This is a genomic window from Microbispora rosea (assembly GCF_900156315.1).
GTDB lineage: Bacteria > Actinomycetota > Actinomycetes > Streptosporangiales > Streptosporangiaceae > Microbispora > Microbispora rosea.
Genome location: NZ_FTNI01000001.1, coordinates 258592 through 280478, shown reverse-complemented (window position 1 = coordinate 280478; position 21887 = coordinate 258592). Strand labels below are relative to the sequence as shown.

Genomic DNA, 21887 nt, shown 5'->3' with positions numbered 1-21887 from the left:
AGACCAAGCCAACGAGGAACTTGGATGAGCATAAGGCCGGTCACGCTCCCTCCTCTCTCCAACTCCATCCAGGCGCGTGTGACGCTGACCGTGGCGACGGTGTCCGTACTCCTCGCCGTGGTGATCGGCGTCGGCCTGTGCCTGCTCGTCCGGCACCGGCTCGAAGCCGAGATCTTCAGGGAGACCCGCCGGGTCGCGACCGAGTGGATCGGCCTGATGGAACGCGGGCAGGTTCCGGCGCCGACGCCGACGGCGCGGGCCCCGCTCGTCCAGCTCGTCGACTCGCGGGGCCGGGTGGTGACGGCCGGGCCCATGGCCGGAGATCGGCCGCTGAGCACGGTCAGGCCGACCGAGGAGAACCGCATCCACGACGTGACCGAGTGCCCCAGCAGCGAGAGGTGCGTCATGCTCACCGCCGCCCGAGTCCCGTCGCTGCAGTCCGGGGAGCTCTGGCAGGGCGAGCCCCACTTCGTCTACGCCGGCACGGACCAGCCGCCCGCCCTGCGCGGGCGGAGGCTGGAGCTCCTCGTCGGCGTCGGCGGAGTGCTGCTGGTGGCCCTGTGGACGTGGACGACCTGGCGGGGGACGGGCCGCATCCTGCGCCCCATCGACGCGATCCGGCAGCGGATGTCGGAGATCACCGCGAATGACCTGTCCATGCGGGTGCCGCAGTCGTCCGGCCACGACGAGGTCGCCCGGCTGGCCCGCACCGCGAACCAGACGCTCGACCGGCTGGAGTCGGCGGTCACGCGGCAACGGGAGTTCGCCGCCATCGTGTCCCACGAGCTCAAGTCCCCGCTCACCGGCCTGCGCACGGGGCTGGAGGAGGCGCTGCTCTTCCCGGAGATCGACCCACGGGAGGCGATCGTCAGGGCGCTGCCGGCCGCCGAGCGCATGCAGCAGATCATCGATGAACTGCTCGCCTTCGCCCGGCTGCGCAACACGCCGTGCTCGGCCGAGCCGGTCGACCTCGGAGCGCTCGTACGCGCCGAGGCGGCGGCGCGCACCACGGGCGTGCCGGTGCGCAGCAGGACCGAGCCGGACGTCCAGGTCCTCGGCAACCGCGTGCAGCTGGCCAGCATCGTGACGAACCTGCTGGTGAACGCGCAGCGCCATGCCACCCGTCAGGTGGAGGTGAGCACCGAGCGCGCCGGAGCCCACGCGCGGGTGGTCGTGCAGGACGACGGCGACGGTGTCGACGAGAAGGACAGGGAGCGCATCTTCGAACCCTTCATCCGGCTGGAGGCGGGGCGGCGCCTCGATCCCCACGGCAGCGGCCTCGGCCTGGCCCTGTGCCGGGCGATCGCGGTGGCGCACGAGGGCAGCCTGTGCGTCGAGGACTCCCCGCGCGGCGCGCGGTTCGTCCTCCGGCTTCCGATCCTGACCGGCTGAGCCCCGGGTCGCCGTCGCCCCCGCTCCCCGGCCGGTTCCCCGCCGGGGTTCAGGAGCGGGCCGGGACGGGGCGGGAGCGGGCCTTGGGAATGCGCAGCCGGATGCGGGTCCCCTTGCCGGGCGCCGTCTCGACCATGAGCCCGTAGTCCTGGCCGTAGAGGTGGCGCATGCGCAGGTCCACGTTGCTCAGCCCGATCCCGCTGCTCTCCTCGGCGAGCGCGGCCCGCAGATGTTCGGGGTCCATGCCGACGCCGTCGTCCTCGACCCAGATGTGCGCCTCCGGCCCGGCGTCCCTGATCACGACCCGGACCTCCCCCGGCATGCCGTGCTTGATGGCGTTCTCCACCAGGGGCTGCAGGCACAGGAACGGCACGTCGACCCGCAGCACCTCGGGAGCGACCTGGACGGTGAAGCGCAGCCGGTCGCCGAACCTCGCCTGCTCCAGCAGCAGGTAGCGGTCCACGCAGCTCAGCTCGTCGGCCAGCGAGGTGAAGTCGGCCGCCCGGCGCAGCGCGTAGCGGATGAAGTCGGCGAAGTCGAGCAGCAGCTCGCGGGCGCGCTCGGGATCGGTCCGGACGAATGAGGCGATCGTGGTCAGCGAGTTGTACACGAAGTGGGGCGAGATCTGCGCCCGCAGGGCCCGCGCCTCCGCCTCCAGGGTGCGCCTGCGGGAGGCGTCGAGCTCGGCGAGTTCGAGCTGGCCGGACATCCAGCGGCCCACCTCGGCGGCCGTGCGCACCAGGCCGGTGCCGATCTCGGCGTCGTACGCCGCGAGCGCGCCGACCGCCCTGCCCTCCACGGTCAGGGGGACGACCACTCCGTGCCGGTCGCCGCCCGGGGCGGAGACGAGGCGCGGCCTGCCGCCCTCCATGGTCGCGCGCACCTCCGCGAGGACCGCCTCATCCGCCGGCGCGCCCGTGCCGTCCCTGGCCAGGACGCGGTCGCTCGTGGCGACCACGAGTCCTGCCGTGCCGAGCAACGTCCGCAGGTGCCGTGCGGCGCGGCGGGCGGAGCCGCGGGTCAGCCCGCCGCGCAGCGAGCCGGCCGCCAGCCCGGCGACGCGCAGGGCGAGGAACGTCCCCTCCCCCCGCAGTTCGCCGGGGGCGGGCCCGCGGCAGGCGAGGGTGCGGGCCAGCACGCCGCCGCAGACCCCGCAGAGCGCGCACAGCGTGACCCAGACGGCTGAAGACACGCCGGACACCGTAGCCGCTCGGCGGCCTCACGGAGGGCCGTCGCCCGGGTCCTCCTGGTATGAGTAGCGCTGTTCCTTCCAGGGATCGGCCACGTTGTGGTAGCCGCGCTCCTCCCAGAAGCCGCGCCGGTCCTCGGTCAGGTATTCGACCGCGCGCACCCACTTCACGCTCTTCCAGGCGTACAGGTGCGGCACCACGATCCGTACGGGATAGCCGCGTTCGGGGGACAGCAGGGCCTCGTCGAGGTGTGTGGCGAACAGCGTGGCCGGGCGGTCGAAGTCCGACATGCGCATGTTGGCGCTGTAGCCGTACTCGGCCCACACCATGACGTGGCGCACGCCCGGCGCCGGGGGGACGCGGTCGAGCAGCGCCGATGTGGGAACGCCACCCCACTCGTTGCCCATCAGGGAGAACTTGGTGACGCAGTGGAAGTCCGCGACGACCGTAATCCTGGGCAGCGCGGAGAACTCCTCCCACGAGAACTCGTGGACCCGGCCCGAGGCCGTGGCGCCGAAAACCTGGAAACGCCATGTCTCGGGGCGGAACGCCGGGACCCGCCCGTAGTGGACGACGGGCCGTCCGCGCGGGACGTACTGGCCCGGCGGCAGGCGCGTCTCCTCCTCAGGGTTCTCCGGCACGCACGCCATCCTGCCATCCGCCCGGAGGACGACCGCACCGGCCCCCGGGCGTGCGAATGCGGCACGATCAAGGAAGCGTGCGCTATATTGCGTCACATGCGCACCGCTTGGTCGTTTTGGTATGGCGACGGACCCGTGAGGACCGATCGCCTCCATGCGCTGCGCTGACAGCCACGGCGAACGAAGGCCCCGGGTCCACACGGACCCGGGGCCTTCGTCGTTTTTCCGGACCCGCACCGTTCACAGCGACAGGAGTCACCATGGTCATCGTCATGACCCCCGAGGCAACGCAGGACGACGTCGAGGCGATCGCCGGCGTCGTGGCCGCCGCCGGAGGGCAGGCGTTCGCGAGCCGCGGCGTGAACCGCACGATCGTCGGCCTCATCGGCGACGTCGAGCAGTTCGCCACACTGAACCTGCGCGCCATGCCGGGCGTCGCGGACGTCGTGCGGGTCTCCACTCCGTACAAGCTCGTGAGCAGGGAGAACCATCCCCAGCGCTCCACGGTGACCGTGCGCGGCGTGCCGATCGGCCCGGACACCGTCACCCTGATCGCGGGCCCGTGCGCGGTCGAGACGCCGGAGCAGACGCTGGAGGCCGCGCTGATGGCCAAGGCGGCGGGCGCGACGCTGCTGCGCGGCGGCGCCTACAAGCCGCGCACCTCGCCGTACGCCTTCCAGGGGCTGGGCGAGAAGGGCCTGCGCATCCTGGCCGAGGTGCGCGAGCAGACCGGGCTGCCGATCGTCACCGAGGTCGTGGACGCCCACGACGTGGCGCTCGTCGCGTCGTACGCCGACATGCTCCAGGTCGGCACCCGCAACGCGGGAAACTTCGCGCTGCTGCAGGCCGTGGGCGCGGCCGGCAAGCCGGTCATGCTGAAGCGGGGCATGACGGCGACCATCGAGGAGTGGCTGATGGCGGCCGAATACGTCGCCCAGCGCGGCAACCTCGACATCGTGCTGTGCGAGCGCGGCATCCGCACCTACGAGCCCGCCACCCGCAACACGCTCGACATCTCGGCGGTCCCGGTCGTCCAGCGGCTGTCGCACCTGCCGGTGATCGTGGACCCGTCGCACTCCGGCGGCCGGCGCGACCTCGTGCTGCCGCTGTCGCGGGCCGCCGTCGCGGTCGGGGCGGACGGCCTGATCGTCGACGTGCACCCCCACCCCGAGCAGGCCCTGTGCGACGGCCCGCAGGCCCTGGTGAACGGCGACCTGGACGACCTCGCGGCCGTCATGCGCGACTTCCCCCCGCTGGTGGGCCGCACCGCGACCGTCACGACCGCCGGCGCGACGGCGGCGTCCCCGATCCCCGCCTGACCCCGTCCCGGCCGGACCGGTCCGCCGGGGCCCGGGAACCGCGTCACGCGGCCCCGGGCCCCGGCGGCGCCGGAGGACGACGCGGGCTCAGACGTCGAGCTTGTACGGCTGGATCGAATCGGCCAGCTGGGCGGCGAGGTCCTCGGCGTCCAGGCGCTTCTCGATCTGCTTGAGGTCCTCGATCTTCGCGCGGGTCTCGGCCTGCCGGGGCGCGAGCAGCGTGCAGCAGTCCTCGTCGGGCAGCTCGGAGATCTCCAGCGTCCCGATCCTGCGGGCCTCGGCCATGATCTCGGTCTTGTCCAGGCCGATCAGCGGACGCAGGATCGGCAGGTCCACGGCGTGATCCTGGGCCGTGATGTTGGTGAGGGTCTGCGAGGAGACCTGGCCGAGGCTGTCGCCGGTGACCAGCGCCTCGGCGTGGATGCGGTGGGCGACCTCCTCGGCCGTCTTGAGCATCAGCCGCCGCTGCGCGATCACCGCGAGCCTGTCCTGGCCGGAGTTCTTGATCGACTGCTGTGCCTTGCCGAACGGCACCACCCACAGGCGCGACTTGCCCTGGAACTTGTCCAGGTTGCGCACCAGCGCGTACGCCTTGTAGATCGACTCGGAGGTGGTGAACGGGATGCCGGAGAAGTGCAGGAAGTCCACGCGCAGGCCGCGCCGCATCATTCGGTAGGCGGCGACCGGGGAGTCGATGCCGCCGGACAGCAGCGCCAGCGCCCGGCCGCTGGAGCCGACCGGCAGGCCGCCCTGACCCGGCCGGCCGCCGGTGAACAGGAACGCCTCGTCCTTGTCCACCTCGATGTGCACGGTCAGCTCCGGGTTGCTCAGGTCGACCGGCAGCCCGTAGGTGTCGTTGATCGCCCCGCCGACCACGCGGTCGAGCTCGTTCGAGCGCAGCGGGAAGCGCTTGTCGCGACGCCGCGACCGTACGGCGAAGCGCGCCTTGCGGGCCACCTCGTCGCTGTCCCTGATCAGCTCGATCGCGGCCTTGGTGATCGCGTCCGTGTCCTTCGCCACCCGCCAGGCCAGGTGGACCAGCACGATGCCGGGCACGTCGGCCACGCGGGCCGCGACCACCTCCGCCTCCTCCACCTCGGTCCCCGCGGGCAGGAACAGGGCGATCACCCCGTGCCGCTGGCGGATGTCGACCCGGTGGTCCTTGAGAGCGTGCTTGATGTTCGCCCGCAGGCGCATCTCGAAGATCTCGCGGTTCCGGCCCTTCAGAACCACCTCGCCTAACTTGAGCAGCACCGAGGGCTCTCCGAGGGCGGTCATGGTCATCTGTGGAAACCTCCGGACGGACATGGACGGCCGTCACGCCGGGGAGGGCACGGCCAGGGGACATACGCCAGGGACAACGCGTCACGGCGATACGGGCTTCCCACTGTAATGCCGCCGCCGTACCAGCGCCGATCGGCTCCCGGCGCCCCTCCACTCTTTGCCTCGCCGCATCGCCCCGCCGCGTCGTCGTCGCTAGTCGAGTTCGGCCAGGCCCTTCTCGATCGCGTAGCGGACCAGCTCGACCCGGTTGTGGAGCTGGAGCTTGCTCAACGTGTTCTGCACGTGGTTCTGCACGGTGCGATGCGACAGCACCAGACGCTCGGCGATCTGCCGATAGGTCAGGCCCTTGGCGACCATGCGCAGCACCTCGGTCTCCCGGTCGGTCAGCCGGGGGCCGTCCTGCGCGGCGTCCCGGCCCGGGCCGGCCGCCCCATGGGCCAGCCGGCGATACTCCCCCAGCACCAGCCCGGCCAGGCCGGGAGTGAAGACGGCGTCGCCCTCTGCGGTGCGCCGGACGGCGTCCAGGAACTCCTCCCGGCTCGCCGACTTCACGAGATACCCGGAGGCTCCCGCCTTGACCGCTTCCAGCACGTCCGCCTCCTCGGCGCTGGCCGACAGGACGAGCACGCGCGGCGGGGCGGCGGACGCGCCGAACCCCCGGGCCACCTCGACGCCCGGCAGATCCGGCAGCCGCAGGTCCAGCACCACCACGTCCGGCCGCACCGCCGCCGCGACGCGCAGCGCCTGGCGGCCCTCCCCGGTGGCGGCGACGACGTCGTACCCGGCCTCGGTCAGGTCCCTGGCGACCGCCTCCCGCCACATCGGGTGGTCGTCCACCACCATGACCCGCACCCGCGCGCGTTCCCGGCCGTCGGCCGCCGCCCCTGCGCCGGCGGCCGGACGCGCGGCATCATCCGCGCCCGGCCGTTCGTCTCCGCTCACGACCGCCTCCCGCTCTTTTCGTCCGCCCGCGCCTCGTCCGCGCTCACCGGAACCGACAGCTCGATCTCCGTTCCCGTCCGCGACGAGGTGATGGCCACCGTGCCGCCGAGGTCGGCCACCCGGCCCCGGATCGAGCGGGCCACGCCCATGCGCCCCTCGCGGGCCGCCTGCTCCAGCCGGCCCTCGGGGATGCCCGGTCCGTCGTCGCGTACGGTGACCACGACCGCGCCGCCGTCCTCCTCCGCGAGTATCCACGCCCGGGTGCCCTCGGGGCAGTGCCGCGCGACGTTGTCGAGGGCCGCGCCGACGGCCGCCGCCACCTCCCGCGCGCTTTCGGCCGGCAGCGGCAGCGGCGTCGCGGGCGCGGACACGGTCACCCGCGAGGTGCCGTACGGCCGCAGCAGCTCACGCAGGTCGGCCTCGGCCTCCGCCGCGCCTGACGGAACCTGCACCAGTGCCCGCAGCGCCGCCTCCTGCTCCCCCGCCAGCCTGCCCAGCTCGGCCGCCTCGCCGCCGATCTCCGCGCCCCTGCGCTGCACCAGGGCCAGCACCTGGAGCACCGAGTCGTGGATGCCGCGGGCCAGCCGCTCCCGCTCGCGGCCCGCCGCCTCGATCCGCGCGGCGCGCCGCATGCGCTCCTCGGCCTCCCGCGCGAGCCGCGCGACGTGCCCGACGACGACGCCGGCCATGAACATGAGCACGGCGCCGTTCACCGGGATGGAGGCGAGGTCGACCCCGTTGCCGCTGCGCAGCCACAGGTCGGCCGCCGACATGACCGCGGCGGCGACCGCACCGGCACGGCGTCCCCGCGCCACGCCGTACGCCAGGACGGGCCCGGCCGCCCAGGTCGCCGTGATCGGGATCGCCCCGGCCAGCATGTCGTCGCGGCTCTGCGCGTACGGCGAGGCCAGCAGGCACGCCGCCGTGACGACGAGGTCGGCGGCCAGCAGCGGTGCCCGCCGCGCGGCGGGAGGCGGGACGAGCATGACCACCGTCCAGACGGCCATCACGCCGACGACGGCCCAGGCCACGGCGGGACGGTCGTAGCCGCCGGCCCTGAGCACGAGCAGCGCCGCGTACGCGAGCGACGCCACGCGGAAGACGGCGATCGCCCGCCAGAACGGTCCTTCGATGCCCATCGCGCGGCGCCCTCTCGTGATCGAGCCGGGAGGGCCGGGCCCTCCGCTCACATACTCGGGCAATCGCCGCGCCCCGGGGGTTCACTTCGTGCCGTTCGAGACCGCACATGCGTACGGCTCCCGCGGGGCGACGCGGGAGCCGTACCGGATCGTGCGCGGGCCGCGGTGACGGGCCCGCCACCGATCAGCCGAAGAAGACCTCGGCCTCCTCGTAGCGGGAGGCCGGCACGGTCTTGAGCTCGGCGGTCGCCTCCGCGAGCTGGACGCGGACGATGTCGGTGCCGCGCAGCGCGACCATCTTGCCGAAGTCGCCCTCGTTCACCGCGTCGATCGCGCCGAGGCCGAAGCGGGTCGCGAGCACGCGGTCGTAGGCGGTCGGGGTGCCGCCGCGCTGGATGTGGCCGAGGACCGTGGTGCGGGCCTCCTTGCCGGTGCGCTTCTCGATCTCCTTGGCGAGGAGCTCGCCGATGCCGCCGAGACGCACGTGGCCGAACGCGTCCAGCTCGCCCGCCTGCAGCGCCATCTGCCCCTCGAGCGGGTGGGCGCCCTCGGCGACGACGATGATCGGCGCGTAGCGGGTCTTGAACCGCGACTCGACGTAGGCGCAGACCTTCTCGATGTCGAACGGCTTCTCCGGGATGAGGATGACGTTGGCGCCGGCGGCCATGCCCGCGTGCAGCGCGATCCAGCCCGCGTGACGGCCCATGACCTCGCAGATCAGCGCGCGGTGGTGCGACTCGGCGGTGGTGTGCAGCCGGTCGATGGCCTCCATCGCGATGTTGACCGCGGTGTCGAAGCCGAAGGTGTAGTCGGTGGCGTTGAGGTCGTTGTCGATCGTCTTGGGCACGCCGACGACCTTCACGTCGCGGTCGAACAGCTGCTTGGCCACGCCCAGCGTGTCCTCGCCGCCGATGGCGATGAGCGCGTCGACGCCCTGCGCGGCGAGGTTCTCCTTGATCCGCTCGACGCCGCCCTCGATCTTGATCGGGTTCGTGCGGGAGGAGCCGAGAATGGTGCCGCCACGCGGCAGGATGCCCCGGACGGCCTGGATGTCGAGCGGCATGGTGTCGCCCTCCAGAGGGCCACGCCAGCCGTCGCGGAATCCGACGAACTCGTGCCCGTACACGCCGACGCCCTTGCGGACGACGCCGCGGATCACCGCGTTCAGCCCGGGGCAGTCGCCGCCTCCGGTCAGGACTCCAATACGCATGACGGGTTCTTCCTCCATCTGGGATTACGCGTGGAATGGCGCGGCCGGCCCGACGCAGGCCCCGGCGCTCCACCGCATCGCATTCTGCCTGAGCCTGTCTCAATGGTCTAGACCAAAAGGAGAGGCTACGCCACCCGGCCGACCGGACCAACTCAGTCTCGCACGACGAGACCACCCGCGTCGTAAGTGGCGTCTTCCCAACGACCCGCCGCGGCTCTATCTTTGACTCCGTCAATCATTTCCTTGAGTTAGGCAAGGGAAAAATGGACATAGTTCCCGAAGTCCGTGCGTTCAACCGCTTCTACACGTCCGTCATCGGCGTACTCGGGGCCGGAATGCACGACACCTCCTACTCCCTGACCGAAGCGCGGGTGCTGTTCGAACTCGGCACCAGGGAGGCGGCCGACACCGCCGACATCAGGGCCATGCTCGGTCTCGACCCCGGTTACCTGAGCCGGATCCTCGCCAGATTCGAAGGCGACGGGCTCGTGTCCCGGGAGCGGTCGGCCGAGGACGCCCGCCGCCAGGTCGTACGGCTCACCCCCAAGGGTCGCGACACCTTCGCCGTGCTCGACCGGCGTTCGGCCGCCGAGATCGAGACCCTGCTGGCGAAGCTGACCGATCCGGAGCGCCGTCGGCTCGTCTCCGCGATGGGCGCCGTGCGGAGCCTGCTGGAGCCTGCCGAGCGGCGCGAGCCGTACGTGATCAGGCCGCCGCGGGCGGGCGACCTCGGCTGGGTGGTGCACCGGCACGGGGTCCTCTACAGCGAGGAGTACGGCTGGGGCGCCGCGTTCGAGGCCCTGGTCGCGCGGATCGTCGCCGAGTACGTCGAGGACCACGACCCCCGCGGGGAGGCGGCCTGGATCGCCGAGGTGCGCGGCGAGCCGGTGGGGTGCATCTTCTGCGTGCGCAAGGACGAGACGACGGCCCAGCTCCGCCTGCTGCTGGTCGAGTCGTCCGCCCGCGGCATGGGCATCGGCGGGCGCCTGGTCGACGAGTGCCTGCGCTTCGCCGCGTCCGCCGGCTACCGCCGGATCGTGCTCTGGACCCGCGACGTGCTCGTCAGCGCCCGCCGGATCTACCAGGCCGCCGGATTCGAGCTGGTGGAGCAGCATCCGGGCGAGGAGTCGGGCATCCCCGTCACCGACCAGGTATGGGCCAAGGACCTGTGACCTCCGGCTCCGTCCGGCGGCTGCCGCGGCCCTAACGGTGACATCACGGCGTTCGGGCAGGTGGACCGGACACTAGGCGATGAGGGCCCCGGCGGCGCGGGGCCGGGCGGGCTTTCGCCCCGCCCCGCATTCGGCCTTGCCGCTCCTCCCCCGGACGCGGCGCAGGCCCGATGAAGCCGGCGAGGCCCCCTCGTCACGGCGCGTCCGGGTTCCTTATCGGGTTTTCCGCACGAGCGTGGTGCCGGTGTCGAGAGGGGTGCCGTCGGCGCCGGTCGGCGTGACCTCCGGCACGGGGATGCCGTGCCGGTCGACGAGGACGGAATGGGTCTCGCCAGGGGCGAAGGCGTGGCGTTCTCCCCACTGCCGCAGGGTGAGGATGACCGGGAAGAGGTCGCGGCCCGCGTCGGTGAGCACGTATTCCTGCCGGCGTCCCGACGGTGCGGTGTGCTGGGCGAGGAGCCCTTGAGCGATCAGCCTGCGGAGGCGGTCGGCGAGGATGTTGCGGGCGATGCCGGTGCGCCGCTGGAACTCGGTGAACGACCGCGCCCCGTCCATCGCGTCACGGATGACGAGAAGGCTCCACCTGTCGCCGACGAGATCGAGCGTGCGAGCCACCGGGCACTCGGGGTCGGTCCAGCCCGGGTCCGGGACGCGCATGGCGCTGGTCGACACGGCACCTCCCAATCAGTTGCGGATTGAAACCATTCTGCCCTACGGTCGAATTGGTTGCATTTTGCTACTGATAGGGATCGGGATCGGGCTCGGGGTGCGATGGACGCGTGGCGGCGGTTACTGCTCGCGGTCGTGTGTGGTGTCGCTGTGGCGAGCATCTATGCCGCGCAGCCGGTTCTGGAGCCGATGGGACGAGATCTCGGTCTGGCCGCGGACCGCGCTGGATGGATCGTCGCGACCGGCCAGATCGGCTACCTGGCAGGGCTGGTGCTGCTGGTGCCGCTCGGCGATGTGGTCGACAGGCGCCCGCTCATCGCCGCGCACCTGGCGATCAGCGCTGTGGGCATGATCGTGGCGGCCTCGGCGTCAGCCGCATGGGTGGCGCTCGCGGGGATCGCGGCGGCAGGGGTGTTCGCCGTCGTGGTGCAGACCACCGTGGCCTACGCCGCGTCGGTCTCACCGCCCGCCGAACGCGGACGGAACATCGGTGTCGTGACCTCGGGCGTCGTGGCCGGCATCCTGGGCGCGCGGGTCGTCACCGGAGCACTCGCCGAGGCGTGGGGCTGGCGAAGCTCTTACGCCGTGCTCGCGGCGCTGTCACTCGGGCTCGCGGCCCTCGTCCTCGCCGTCCTGCCGCCGGAGGAGCGCCCCAACCGGCATCAGGGGTACAGGCAAGCCGTCGTCTCACTCGGCGGACTGTTCGGGCAGCGACTCTTCCTGACACGCGGGCTCATCGCGTTCTTCTTGTTCGCCTCCTTCGGAACCTTGTGGAGCGGACTCTCCCTGCCGCTCACCGGCATGCCCTGGCAGCTGAGCCAGAGCCAGATCGGACTGTTCGGCATCGCCGGACTCGCCGGTGCACTCGGAGCGGCACGCGCGGGACGATGGGCGGACGCGGGACGGACGACCCCGGTCACCGGTCTCGCGCTCACCCTGCTCGTCGTCTCGTGGGCAGCGATCGCGCGGCTGCCATGGTCCTTGTGGCTCCTCGTCGCCGGAATCGTGGTTCTCGACTTCGCGGTCCAGGTCGTGCATGTGAGCAACCAGCACCTGCTCACCGCCGCGCATCCGGAGCGCACCAGCAGCGTCATCGGCGGCTACATGGTCTTCTACTCGCTCGGCTCCGCCCTCGGCGCGGCCGCGACCACCGCCGTCTTCACCGCCCACGGCTGGGCGGGCTGCAGTCTCCTCGGGGCCGCGTTCGCGGCCTGCGCGCTGGTCGTCTGGGCGGCCGGCCCGGACCGCTCCTCGACAGGGCGAACCTCCGATCCGAGAAGGCAGGCACGCGCGCCGGGCGCAGGAGGAAGCGCAAGAGGCTGACCAAGCCGTCCGGTCCGCGGAGCATCCGCCGAATCGTCATCACCTCGCCGCGTGTGCCGCGCGGCGTGGACCTCGACGTGACGCGGAGCAGCCCGGCTTGTGGGGGCGCCGGCTCAGGCGCCGGCGAGATCGCGGAACGGCCCGCGGACCTCGACGGTCACGGGGGCCGGGGCCGGCGACCCGTTCCTGGGTGGACGGCAGGAGAAGTAGAGCCGGTCGCCGGCCGGGGACATCGAAGGGCCCGCGACGGTCCAGCCGCCCGTGACGCGCAGGAACGGCACCGCTCGGTCACCGGCGACGAGGACGATCTCGCCGTCCGCACCGCCGCCCTGCCCTCCTGCCGTTTCGCGCAGCACCATGAGGCGCTCGCGGCCGGCGTCGTACGCCCACTCCCGGCCGTCGCCCTCGGTGACGAACCGCACCAGGCCGTCGGAGCAGCGGCAGTCACCTCCGCCCGCGAACCTCCTGGCCCCTTTGACCTGTTCACGCAGGGGCACGTGGTCAGGGAGGGCCGGGATCGGCACCCGTTCCCAGGTCACGGACTCCTCGCCGGAGTCGCCGGCCATCACCTCCAGCACGCCCGTCGTGAGGTCGCCCCAGTCGTCAGGGCGGAACCGGTACAGGCATCCGTCCGGCTCCCCTTCCGTCAGGTAGACGACGCCACGGTCGGGATCGCAGGCCATGCCACCATGGGTGAACAGGCCCATCGCGAGCCGGGGCATGGGGGCGCGCAGGCCGTACGGATCGCATTCGAAGACCCGGCCGTACGGCGTCCGCTCGCCCGACAGCCAGGTGTGCCACGGTGTCGCGGCGCCGGCCCCGCAGCGGTCGGCGCCGGACAGGATGCGATAACCGCCGCGCAGGGTTCCGTCCGGGGCGAAACGCAGCGCCGTCACGCCGCCGAGCAGTGGCAGCGCACAGTTGGACACGTATATCCAGCCGTCTTCGTCGGGGAAGCATCCGCCGCCGTCCGGGGCCGCGTGCCAGAGGACTCCCCCGGCACGCTCGCCCGACCGCGCCACGACCCGGCCGGCGAAACCCGGCGGCAGGGCCCGCAGCACGTCCGCCGGGAACGGGCCGTCCCCCGGCCCGTACGGCTCGCCGCCGGGCGGCTCGCCTCCGTCGTCAGGCCGTGCGAACGTCGCGCGCCACATCGCTCCCGGCAGCGCCGAGAGCGCCGCCGATCGGACGGAAGTACCCTGCACCGCTGACCGCCTCCTTGACCTGCCCCTGGTCATGCCGGCCGCCCACCGACGGGCCGTTCGCTCGTTTCCGCACGGCCGCCGCGCCGGGCCGGATCGGGCCGAGCCGCCTCGCTCCCCTGCCCGCCCGGCGGGCACCCGACCGGGGGTTCCTGCCCCCGGGTCCGTCTGTCCCGCGCCGTGTTCCGTTGTCTTCTTGCTCCGCGCTTGGATGCTCCGCCGTGGGCTGCTGCGCCTTTGGTTCCGCGTCCGCCTGTCCGGCGTTTGCTGTCCCGCGTTCTCCTGTCCCGCGTTCTCCTGTCCCGCGGCGGCACGTCGCACACGTCGCGGCACCCAGTCGAGCCGTCTCGTGTGAACGACGGGAGAAGCGGCGTCCCTCGCCGAGACGAACTCTTCGAAAACCATGCCGCCGCATAACGGAAGCGATGTTGACAGTGTCATTGTGACAGTGTCATCGTGGAGGCATGAGCGACACCTGGACGATCGGCGAACTGGCGGAGCGGGCGGCGGACCTGCTCAGCCAGGAGCGGCACGTCCACGGCCAGGAGCGGCACGCCCGGGAGCCGCGCGACGACGGTCCGGAGCCACAGGCCAAGGACCGGGAACTGCGCGTCGGCGGTCCGGAGCCGCGCGCCAACGGCAGGGTCCGCGAAGTGCCGAACGAGCGCCTCATCCGCTGGTACACGACGATCGGGCTGCTCGACCCCCCGCTGGGCCGGCGCGGCCGGGTGGCCCTCTACGGCCGCCGCCACCTGCTCCAGCTTGTGGCCGTGAAGCGCCGCCAGGCGGACGGCCTGTCCATCGCCGACATCCAGGCGGAACTGGCGGGCGCGACCGACGCCATGCTCCAGCGCGTCGCCGGGCTCGCCGAGCCGTCGTCCGGACCGGCGCCTCGGCCGCTCTCCCCGCCCCCTCCGCGCAGCCCGGCGGTCCCGGCCCCGCCGAACGGCGCGAACCGCCCTCTTGGCCCGCCGGACACCGCCACATCGCCGGCCCCCGGCTGGTGCGGGGCGAGTCCGGAAACCGGCACCGAGCCCGCCATCCCGGACGTCGCGCGGCCGGCGGCGCGAGACCGCTTCTGGGCGCGCCCGGCCTCATCCGCCGCCACTGCGGACTCCGGCCACTTCCTGACCGCGCACAGAGACACCCCGCACAGAGACACCCCGCACGGGGACACCACCCACGGGGACGCTGCGCCCATGAACAGCGGGCCCGTCGACACCGTGGCCGTGAACAGCGGGCCCGTCGACACCGTGGCCGTGAACAGCGGGCCCGTCGACGTCGTGCACGGTGTACGGCTCGCGCCCGGGGTGACGGTCCTGCTCGATCCGGCCCACCGGGTCCCACATGGCCACGACGTGGCCGCGCTGCGCCAGGCCGCGGCGCCGCTTCTCGCGGCCCTCGCCACGCTCGGTCTGGCCGGGCCGTTCGAGAGCGCCCATGACCCCCGTGACGCCTCGGCACTCGATCCACACGCTTCCGACATGCCCGACACGCTGGAGGGATGACGTCATGACCGTTCCCATCACACCTCTGCGGCCGGAGGAGTGCCGGCCCGTGCCGGACGCCGGGCTCGGAGCACTGGAGACCGAGAAGGGCAACCTTCCGCTGGAAAGCGTGGACGTCGCCGCCCACGTCACCGGACTGGTGGCCGGCGTCGAGGTCGTCCAGACCTTCCGCAATGCCTTCGACGTGTCGCTGGAGGCGACGTACGTCTTCCCGCTGCCGCCGCGGGCCGCGGTCACCGCCTTCCGGATGGAGGCGGACGACCGGGTGGTCGACGGCGTGCTCAAGGAGCGCGGGCAGGCACGGGCCGACTACGACCGGGCGCTCGCCGAGGGCAGGCGCGCGGCGATCGCCGAGGAGGACCGGCCCGACGTGTTCACGATCAGGGTCGGCAACATCGTTCCCGGGGAGCGCGTGGTGGTCCGCCTCACGCTGAGCCAGCCGCTTCCCTACGAGGACGGCGCGGCCGAGTTCCGCTTCCCGCTGGTCGTGGCCCCCCGCTACATCCCCGGGGCACCGCTGCCCGGCCCGTCTGCCGGTGGCGGCGTGGCACCCGACACCGACGCCGTGCCCGACGCCTCCCGGATCACGCCGCCCGTCCTGCTTCCCGGCTTCCCCTATCCCGTACGGCTGTCGCTCGCGACGACGATCGACCCCACGGGGCTCGACCTGCGTGAGGTCCGTTCCAGCCTGCATGAGGTCGACAGGGAGGGCGACACGATCAGGCTGCGGCCCGGCGAGCGGCTCGACCGTGACTTCATCCTGCGCCTGGCGTTCGACGCCTCCTCGTCGCTCGCGCTCGTCCCGGACGACGCCGCGGACGCCCGCTCACCCGGCGAAGGCACGACCGACGGCAGCGGCTCCGCCGAAGGCACAGCGAGGGACACGGCGGAGGACACAGCGGAGGACACGGCGGAAGACACGGCCGACGCCGAGGGAACCTTCGTGCTGACCCTGCTGCCGCCGCCGGAGGACGCCACTCGGACCGCGTCCCGTGACGTCGTCCTGCTGCTCGACCGCTCCGGCAGCATGACGGGCTGGAAGATGGTGGCCGCACGGCGGGCCGCCGCCCGGATCGTCGACACGCTGACCCGGCATGACCGGTTCGCCGTGCTCTCGTTCGATTCGGTCGTGGAGCGGGCCTTCTCGGGCGGACTGGTGGATGCGAGCGACCGCAACCGCTACCGCGCCGTCGAGCACCTGTCCCGGCTCGACGCGCGCGGAGGGACGGAGATGCTCGCTCCCCTGGAGGAGGCCCTGCGGCTGCTCGACGGCCACACCGCGCCCGCTCCGGGGAAGGCCACCGGCACGAACCCCGGTCAGCCGGGTGAGGACGGCCGGCACGGCGGATCCGGAGTGTACGGCGAGCAGGCACGAGACCGGGTGCTCGTCCTGGTGACCGACGGCCAGGTCGGCAACGAGGACGAGATCCTCGAACGCATCGGCGCCCGGCTGCACGGCATCCGGGTGCACACCGTGGGCATCGACAGGGCGGTGAACGCGGGGTTCCTCGGGAGGCTGGCCCTGCTCGGCTCGGGCCGGTGCGAGCTGGTCGAGTCGGAGGACCGGCTCGACGCGGCGATGGAGCACATCCACCGCCGCATCGGCTCGCCACTGGTGACGGACGTCGCGCTGAAGGCGGAAGGCCTGGATCTCGTAGCGCACACCGTCACGCATGCCGGTTCGCTCTACCCCGGCGTCCCCCTGGTCGTGAGCGGGCGTTACCGAGGGCGGCGGCCCGCCGGAGCCCTCACGGTGCAGGGCCGCACGGCCGACGGCCGCCCCTGGGAGGAGCGGATCGAGGGCCGTCGCGCCCACGGCCCGGCGGCCCGGGCCGTGTGGGCGCGGGCGCATCTGCGCGGTCTGGAAGACCGATACGCCATGGGCGACCACTCCCTCGAACAGCGGATCGTCGACGCGTCGCTGCGCTTTGGCGTGCTGTGCCGGTTCACCGCCTTCGTGGCCGTCGACACGCGCGTCACCGGCGAGGGCGGCCCGGAGCACCGGGTGATCCAGCCCGTCGAACCGCCGAGCGGCTGGGAGATGCCGACAGCGATGCCGATGATGGCGGCCGGTGCTCCGATGATGGCGAAGATGGCCGCGTTCATCCCGGCCGGGCCCGAGACGCCTCCCGGTTCGGCGGCGGACCGGCCCATCGCAGCGGCTCCGCCGCCCGGCGCACCTCCTGCCGCACCCGCTGCCCCGCCTTACGCCGCGGCGCCCGCACCGGCTCGGAGACGGGCGTCCCGCGGGTTCTCCGTCGGTCGTTTCCTTCCGCATCCCGGCGAAGGAACCGCCCCTGTCACGGATGTCGAGGGCATCCGGCCTGTGCTGGCCGAGGAGCTCGCGAGGCTGGGCCAGGCGGAGTCGCTGCCCGAGCGGGAGCGGCGGCGCTATCTGGCGGATCTCGCCAGTCGCCTCCGCGTCGTCGCCCAGATGGTGGGTGGTCACCCGGACCTCGCCACGCTCGCGACCGACCTGGAGAGGGCCGAGTGGGCCGAGGTCTCACTCGACGACCTGTGGCGGCGGACGGCCGACCTGCTGACGGCCCTGACCGGCCGCTCCGGCTCCGCCTCCACGACGGATCCCACGTCCCCCGGGTCCACATCCCCGGGATCCACATTCCCGGGGTCCGCGCCCGGAGCGAAGGAGGGCCGGCGTCCCTTCTGGAAACGATCGTGAGACGGCGTCCGGGAGAGGCAACCGCACGACGGGGCTGAAGCGAGCGCGGCCGGGACACCGGCGAGGAGGGCCGGCCCACCGCGCCGCACCACCCGGCGTGCCGTCCAGCTCTGTCGCCAGCAGTTCGGCCACGCGAAGTGCGGTCAGCCGACCGCCGGCTCATCGGACGGCGCCGCCCGGAGGGATCGGCCTGCCGAGAGGAGAACCAGCGCGACCGGGGCACCGGCGGGGAAGCCGGGCCCCGGCCGCATCGGTTCGGGTTCCGCTGTGAGCGGAGCCCCTACGAGGGTTCGGGTAGGCGAATGACATCGGACGGCGGGGTGGGTGCGGGACGCCGCGGCTCCCTCACCCCTCCCGTGTCGGGCCGATCGTCGCGTCCACCTGCGGGGACGGGAGACCGGCGGCGCAGCAACCGATTGATGAGCCCTTTCAGCCCCATATGCCGCCAACGCCGGGGATCGCCGATCGGTTCCCGGCACGCGAGTCGCGGCCTCCGGCTCGGCCGGCCGAGCCGGAGCCTCGGTCCAGCCGGCGACGGGGCCGCACGCCGATGCATGTGAGCACGTAGTGTTGCCCGGTATGAACCCAATCGTCCTCGATGGCGGTCTCGCCACGCACCTGGAGACACTCGGCTGCGACCTGAGCGACGACCTTTGGTCGGCACGGCTGCTCACCGACGACCCCGGCGTCATCCGTCAAGCGCACCTCGACTACTTCCGGGCCGGAGCCGACGTCGCCACCACGGCGAGCTACCAGGCGAGCGTCCCCGGGTTCGTACGGCACGGCCTCACCTCCCAGGAGGCCCGCGACCTCATACGGCTGTCGGTGACGCTTGCCGTACAGGCGAGGGACGAAGCCGGGCACGGGCTCGTCGCCGCGAGCGTGGGACCGTACGGCGCCTACCTGGCCAACGGCGCGGAGTACACCGGCGACTACGACCTCGACGAGGACGGCCTTACTGAGTGGCATCGGGAGCGGTTCGAGATCCTCGCCGATGCAGGGGCCGACCTGCTGGCGTGCGAGACGATCCCCTCGCAGGCCGAGGCGCGGGCGCTCGCGAGGCTCCTGCGCGAGACTCCGTCCGTGCAGGCGTGGGTCACCTTCTCCTGCCGGGACGGCGAGCACATCAGCGACGGAACGCCGTTCGAGGAGTCCGCGGCGATCTTCACGGACCTCCCTCAGGTGGTCGCCGTGGGCGCGAACTGCACCGCGCCGCGGTTCATCCCGGACCTGATCAAACGCGGAGCCTCGATCGTCTACCCGAACTCCGGCGAGACGTGGGACCCGGCGAACCGGCGCTGGCTGGGTCTCGCCGATCCCGTCGAGTTCGGCAGGGCGGCGGCCGAATGGGCCGCGCTCGGCGCCCGTCATGTGGGCGGCTGCTGCCGCACCACCCCGGCCCACATTCGCGAGATCCGCTCCCACCTCACCTGAGCCCGCTTCCGGAGAGCGGAAAGACCGGCGTCGCCCGGCTCCCTCCACCGGTGGCGGAAGCCGGGCCCCACGAAGACCGCGAAAGCCGGGTCAAGGACCGCGAAAGCCGGGCCGCGCCAAGACCGTGCCGGCCGGGCGGGCAAGGTCCGCGGGAGCCGGGCCGGGCAGAGACCGCGAGAGCCGGGCGCGAAGACACTGCCGCGTTCCGGCCGTCACCCGGCGGCGCTCCGCACCGGCGGCGAACCGCCCGCTCCCGGGCCGTACGCCGCCGTCGGCTACACGCGTGATCAGCCCATGGCGGCCGGGCCCTCGGTGCTCCGCGCGGCGAGCGGGATCTCCTTGAGGAAGAAGGCCACGACCAGCGCGAGGGCGACAAAGGGCAGGCTGGCGAGGAACACGTCGTCGATCGCGCTGGTGAACGCGACCAGCACGTGATCCTTGAACGGCTGCGGCAACTGCTGGATCGCCTGCACGTTGTTGGCGTCCACCCGCCCCGGCGGCATCCTGCCGCCGAACTCGGCGGTCAGGTAGTGAGTGAGCCGGCTGGTGAGGACCGCACCCATGATCGCCGTGCCGATGGCGGCGCCCATCATCCGGAAGAACGTCGCCGAGCTCGTCGCGACGCCCATGTCGGCGCGCTCCACCGCGTTCTGGATGGCCGTGACGATCGTCTGCATGGTGAATCCGAGCCCGGCGCCGAAGAGGTAGGCGTAGACCGCCACCTGCCAGTACGGCGTGCCCACCTTGATCGTGGACAGCAGCCACATGGCCACCAGGAGGACCGCTCCGCCCAGGATCGGGAAGATCTTGTATCGGCCGGTCCGGCTCATGATCTGGCCGGAGGTGATGGACGTGGAGAAGATGCCGAAGACGGCCGGCAGCAGCGCCAGTCCGGACACGGTGGGCGACATGCCCTGGACCGCCTGGAGATAGACCGGCAGGAAGATCATGCCGCCGAACATCGCCAGGCCCGCGAGGAAGCTGAAGCCGTTGCCCACACTGAAGATCTTGTTGCGGAACAGTCGCATCGGCAGGATCGGCTCGGGCGCCCGCAGTTCGACGAACACGAACAGGGCCGCGAACGCCACGAAGCCCGTCAGCAGGGCCAGCGAGCCGGGAGCCGTCCAGCCGATGTCGCCGCCCGCCCAGTCGAGGTAGAGCAGGAAGCACGACACCCCGGCCACGATCAGCGCCGCGCCCAGGTAGTCGACGCGGTGGCTGCGGCGGGTGAAGGGGATCCGCAGCGCCATCGAGGTCACGACGAGCGAGATCAGCCCGATCGGCAGGTTGATCCAGAAGATCCACCGCCAGCCGGGGCCGTCGGTGAAGAAGCCGCCGAGCAGCGGCCCGGCGACGCTGGAGGTGCCCCACACGGCGCCGAAGTAGCCCTGGTATCGGCCGCGCTCACGGGGCGGGATGACGTCGCCGATGATGCTGAACGCCAGCGCCATCAGCCCGCCGCCGCCCAGGCCCTGGATCGCCCGGAACCCGATGAGCTGACCGATGTTCTGGCTCAGCCCGGCCAGCACCGAGCCGAGCAGGAAGATGCCGATGGCGGCCTGGAAGATCATCCGCCTGCCGTACAGGTCGGAGATCTTGCCCCACAGCGGGGTCGCCGCGGTCGAGGTGAGCAGGTAGGCGGTGACCACCCACGACAGCTTGTCGAGGCCGCCGAGTTCGCTCACGATGCGCGGCAGGGCCGTGCCGACGATGCTCTGGTCGAGGGCGGCCAGCAGCATTCCGGCCGCCACTCCGGAGAGCACGACCAGGATCTGGCGGTGCGGCAGATATCCGGTGTCGGCCTGCTGCTCCTCGCGGACGCTCATGCGGGGCACCCGCAAGCGGCGACTCCGACGGCCGCGGTCCTGCGGAATGCGGCGGACCTGCTCGCCGGGGTCGTGGACGCGCCGTCCGCTCCGTCGTCCGCCCTGTCGTCCGCTCCGTGCCTCGCGGCGCCGGGCTCGGCCCAAATGCGGTGCCTGCGTGCTGGCATGCTCCTACGCCTTCCGATCCGAACGTGTCTGAACGTCCCAATGTGCGCGGCGAACACCGCAACGTTACCCGTCCGGTCCGGAAGTATTAGGAATTCTCGCGAGCTGCCCTGGTCGTTTCCGTCTTGGCCGCCGCCGCGTACTTGTCGACGTACTCCTGGCCCGACAGCTCCATCAGCGCGTACATGATTTCGTCGGTGACCGCCCGCAGCACGAGGCGGTCGTTCTCCATGCCGTAGTAACGGGAGAAGTCGATCGGCTTGCCATATCGGACGCCGGGGCGGATGCCGAACTTGGGGAGCGGCCGGCCGGGGGGCATCATCTCGAACGTGTTGACCATCGCCCACGGGATCACCGGTGCGCGGGACTCCAGGGCAAGCCGCGCCACACCGGTCTTGCCCTTATAGAGACGCCCGTCGGGCGAGCGAGTGCCCTCCGGGTAGATGCCGAGCACCTGGCGGTCCTTGAGGATGCGCAGGCCGGTGCGGAGCGCCGCCTCGCTCGCCTTTCCGCCGGAGCGGTCGATGGGCACGGTGCCGACGCCGGAGAAGAACGCGCGGCTCACCAGCCCCTTGACCCCCCGGCCGGTGAAGTATTCGGCCTTGCCCAGAGAGATGACCTTGCGCGGGAGGAATCCGGCCCCGAAGAAGTGGTCGGCGAACGACAGGTGGTTGCCGGCCAGAATGACCGGACCCTCCTTCGGCACGTTCTCCACCCCTTCTGCCCAGGGGCGGAACACGAAGCGGAGGATCGGCCAGATGATGGCCTTGACCACCCAGTAGAACACTCGG

At 72.3% G+C, this 21887-nt stretch carries 17 protein-coding genes; 7 read left to right on the top strand and 10 right to left on the bottom strand.

Translation table 11 applies throughout. The annotated features are described in order from the left end of the window. Positions 1 to 24 precede the first annotated feature (24 nt). Positions 25 to 1392, top strand: coding sequence for a sensor histidine kinase (locus tag BXA11_RS01300; protein ID WP_076432036.1), 1368 nt, complete (start codon positions 25 to 27; stop codon positions 1390 to 1392). A 49-nt stretch (positions 1393 to 1441) separates the two neighbouring features. Here the strand turns inward: BXA11_RS01300 and BXA11_RS01295 are convergent, their stop codons facing one another. Both BXA11_RS01295 and BXA11_RS01290 read right to left on the bottom strand, forming a co-directional pair. Beyond that, positions 1442 to 2584, bottom strand: coding sequence for a sensor histidine kinase (locus BXA11_RS01295; protein ID WP_076432441.1), 1143 nt, complete (start codon positions 2582 to 2584; stop codon positions 1442 to 1444). 27 nt (positions 2585 to 2611) lie between these two features. Continuing rightward, complete coding sequence (locus tag BXA11_RS01290) at positions 2612 to 3232, bottom strand: molybdopterin-dependent oxidoreductase (RefSeq protein WP_076432034.1); 621 nt, start codon at positions 3230 to 3232, stop codon at positions 2612 to 2614. Positions 3233 to 3483: 251 nt separating this feature from the next. On the opposite strand from BXA11_RS01290, the gene aroF reads away from it, so the two are divergent. Continuing rightward, entirely contained in the window at positions 3484 to 4542 is a 1059-nt protein-coding gene (aroF, locus tag BXA11_RS01285) for a 3-deoxy-7-phosphoheptulonate synthase (protein WP_076432032.1), read from the top strand. Positions 4543 to 4629: 87 nt separating this feature from the next. Here aroF and thiI read toward each other — a convergent pair whose 3' ends face one another. The 4 genes from thiI to BXA11_RS01265 all read right to left on the bottom strand — a co-directional run bounded on the left by thiI (position 4630) and on the right by BXA11_RS01265 (position 9117). Continuing rightward, complete coding sequence (thiI, locus tag BXA11_RS01280) at positions 4630 to 5826, bottom strand: tRNA uracil 4-sulfurtransferase ThiI (protein WP_036407118.1); 1197 nt, start codon at positions 5824 to 5826, stop codon at positions 4630 to 4632. A 192-nt stretch (positions 5827 to 6018) separates the two neighbouring features. Then, a complete protein-coding gene (locus tag BXA11_RS01275) occupies positions 6019 to 6669 on the bottom strand; it encodes a response regulator (protein ID WP_030508940.1) in 651 nt (216 codons plus the stop codon). Between the two features lie 95 nt (positions 6670 to 6764). Further along, positions 6765 to 7907: a MacS family sensor histidine kinase gene (macS, locus tag BXA11_RS01270; protein ID WP_076432030.1), complete on the bottom strand. Its 1143-nt coding sequence runs from the start codon at positions 7905 to 7907 to the stop codon at positions 6765 to 6767. 184 nt (positions 7908 to 8091) lie between these two features. Further along, on the bottom strand, positions 8092 to 9117 hold the full coding sequence (locus tag BXA11_RS01265; protein WP_030508938.1) for a 6-phosphofructokinase: 1026 nt from the start codon (positions 9115 to 9117) through the stop codon (positions 8092 to 8094). Positions 9118 to 9380: 263 nt separating this feature from the next. On the opposite strand from BXA11_RS01265, the gene BXA11_RS01260 reads away from it, so the two are divergent. Continuing rightward, the gene (locus BXA11_RS01260; RefSeq protein WP_076432028.1) at positions 9381 to 10289 is read left to right on the top strand and encodes a bifunctional helix-turn-helix transcriptional regulator/GNAT family N-acetyltransferase; all 909 of its coding nucleotides are present in this window, start codon (positions 9381 to 9383) and stop codon (positions 10287 to 10289) included. A gap of 213 nt (positions 10290 to 10502) precedes the next feature. On the opposite strand, the gene BXA11_RS01255 is transcribed toward BXA11_RS01260, so the two are convergent. Then, positions 10503 to 10961 carry a winged helix-turn-helix transcriptional regulator gene (locus tag BXA11_RS01255; RefSeq protein ID WP_239104810.1) on the bottom strand — a complete coding sequence of 153 codons (459 nt, stop codon included), beginning with the start codon at positions 10959 to 10961 and terminating at the stop codon, positions 10503 to 10505. 99 nt (positions 10962 to 11060) lie between these two features. Between BXA11_RS01255 and BXA11_RS01250 the strand changes: the two genes are divergently transcribed. Further along, on the top strand, positions 11061 to 12281 hold the full coding sequence (locus BXA11_RS01250) for an MFS transporter (protein ID WP_083743869.1): 1221 nt from the start codon (positions 11061 to 11063) through the stop codon (positions 12279 to 12281). Positions 12282 to 12394: 113 nt separating this feature from the next. Here BXA11_RS01250 and BXA11_RS01245 read toward each other — a convergent pair whose 3' ends face one another. Beyond that, entirely contained in the window at positions 12395 to 13486 is a 1092-nt protein-coding gene (locus tag BXA11_RS01245) for an alkaline phosphatase PhoX (protein ID WP_239104807.1), read from the bottom strand. A gap of 461 nt (positions 13487 to 13947) precedes the next feature. Between BXA11_RS01245 and BXA11_RS44265 the strand changes: the two genes are divergently transcribed. The 3 genes from BXA11_RS44265 (at position 13948) to mmuM (ending at position 19105) form a co-directional block, all read left to right on the top strand. Next, positions 13948 to 14991: a helix-turn-helix domain-containing protein gene (locus tag BXA11_RS44265; protein ID WP_244303558.1), complete on the top strand. Its 1044-nt coding sequence runs from the start codon at positions 13948 to 13950 to the stop codon at positions 14989 to 14991. 4 nt (positions 14992 to 14995) lie between these two features. After that, positions 14996 to 17671 (top strand): VIT domain-containing protein, encoded by a 2676-nt coding sequence (locus tag BXA11_RS01235; protein WP_076432024.1) that lies wholly within the window; start codon positions 14996 to 14998, stop codon positions 17669 to 17671. A gap of 579 nt (positions 17672 to 18250) precedes the next feature. After that, positions 18251 to 19105, top strand: a complete 855-nt coding sequence (mmuM, locus tag BXA11_RS01230) for a homocysteine S-methyltransferase (RefSeq protein WP_076432022.1) — start codon at positions 18251 to 18253, stop codon at positions 19103 to 19105. A gap of 287 nt (positions 19106 to 19392) precedes the next feature. Here the strand turns inward: mmuM and BXA11_RS01225 are convergent, their stop codons facing one another. Continuing rightward, positions 19393 to 20931, bottom strand: coding sequence for an MDR family MFS transporter (locus BXA11_RS01225; protein ID WP_051761868.1), 1539 nt, complete (start codon positions 20929 to 20931; stop codon positions 19393 to 19395). A 253-nt stretch (positions 20932 to 21184) separates the two neighbouring features. Further along, complete coding sequence (locus BXA11_RS01220; RefSeq protein ID WP_030508929.1) at positions 21185 to 21883, bottom strand: lysophospholipid acyltransferase family protein; 699 nt, start codon at positions 21881 to 21883, stop codon at positions 21185 to 21187. Between the last annotated feature and the right edge of the window lie 4 nt (positions 21884 to 21887).

What these genes read in the sequence shown, in the direction of transcription:
- BXA11_RS01300 (WP_076432036.1), top strand. Translation starts at nt 25, where the DNA reads ATGAGCATAAGGCCGGTCACGCTCCCTCCTCTCTCCAACTCCATCCAG.
- BXA11_RS01290 (WP_076432034.1), bottom strand. Translation starts at nt 3,232, where the DNA reads ATGGCGTGCGTGCCGGAGAACCCTGAGGAGGAGACGCGCCTGCCGCCG.
- aroF (WP_076432032.1), top strand. Translation starts at nt 3,484, where the DNA reads ATGGTCATCGTCATGACCCCCGAGGCAACGCAGGACGACGTCGAGGCG.
- thiI (WP_036407118.1), bottom strand. Translation starts at nt 5,826, where the DNA reads ATGACCATGACCGCCCTCGGAGAGCCCTCGGTGCTGCTCAAGTTAGGC.
- BXA11_RS01275 (WP_030508940.1), bottom strand. Translation starts at nt 6,669, where the DNA reads ATGGTGGTGGACGACCACCCGATGTGGCGGGAGGCGGTCGCCAGGGAC.
- macS (WP_076432030.1), bottom strand. Translation starts at nt 7,907, where the DNA reads ATGGGCATCGAAGGACCGTTCTGGCGGGCGATCGCCGTCTTCCGCGTG.
- BXA11_RS01265 (WP_030508938.1), bottom strand. Translation starts at nt 9,117, where the DNA reads ATGCGTATTGGAGTCCTGACCGGAGGCGGCGACTGCCCCGGGCTGAAC.
- BXA11_RS01260 (WP_076432028.1), top strand. Translation starts at nt 9,381, where the DNA reads ATGGACATAGTTCCCGAAGTCCGTGCGTTCAACCGCTTCTACACGTCC.
- BXA11_RS01250 (WP_083743869.1), top strand. Translation starts at nt 11,061, where the DNA reads ATGGACGCGTGGCGGCGGTTACTGCTCGCGGTCGTGTGTGGTGTCGCT.
- BXA11_RS44265 (WP_244303558.1), top strand. Translation starts at nt 13,948, where the DNA reads ATGAGCGACACCTGGACGATCGGCGAACTGGCGGAGCGGGCGGCGGAC.
- BXA11_RS01235 (WP_076432024.1), top strand. Translation starts at nt 14,996, where the DNA reads ATGACCGTTCCCATCACACCTCTGCGGCCGGAGGAGTGCCGGCCCGTG.
- mmuM (WP_076432022.1), top strand. Translation starts at nt 18,251, where the DNA reads ATGAACCCAATCGTCCTCGATGGCGGTCTCGCCACGCACCTGGAGACA.
- BXA11_RS01225 (WP_051761868.1), bottom strand. Translation starts at nt 20,931, where the DNA reads ATGAGCGTCCGCGAGGAGCAGCAGGCCGACACCGGATATCTGCCGCAC.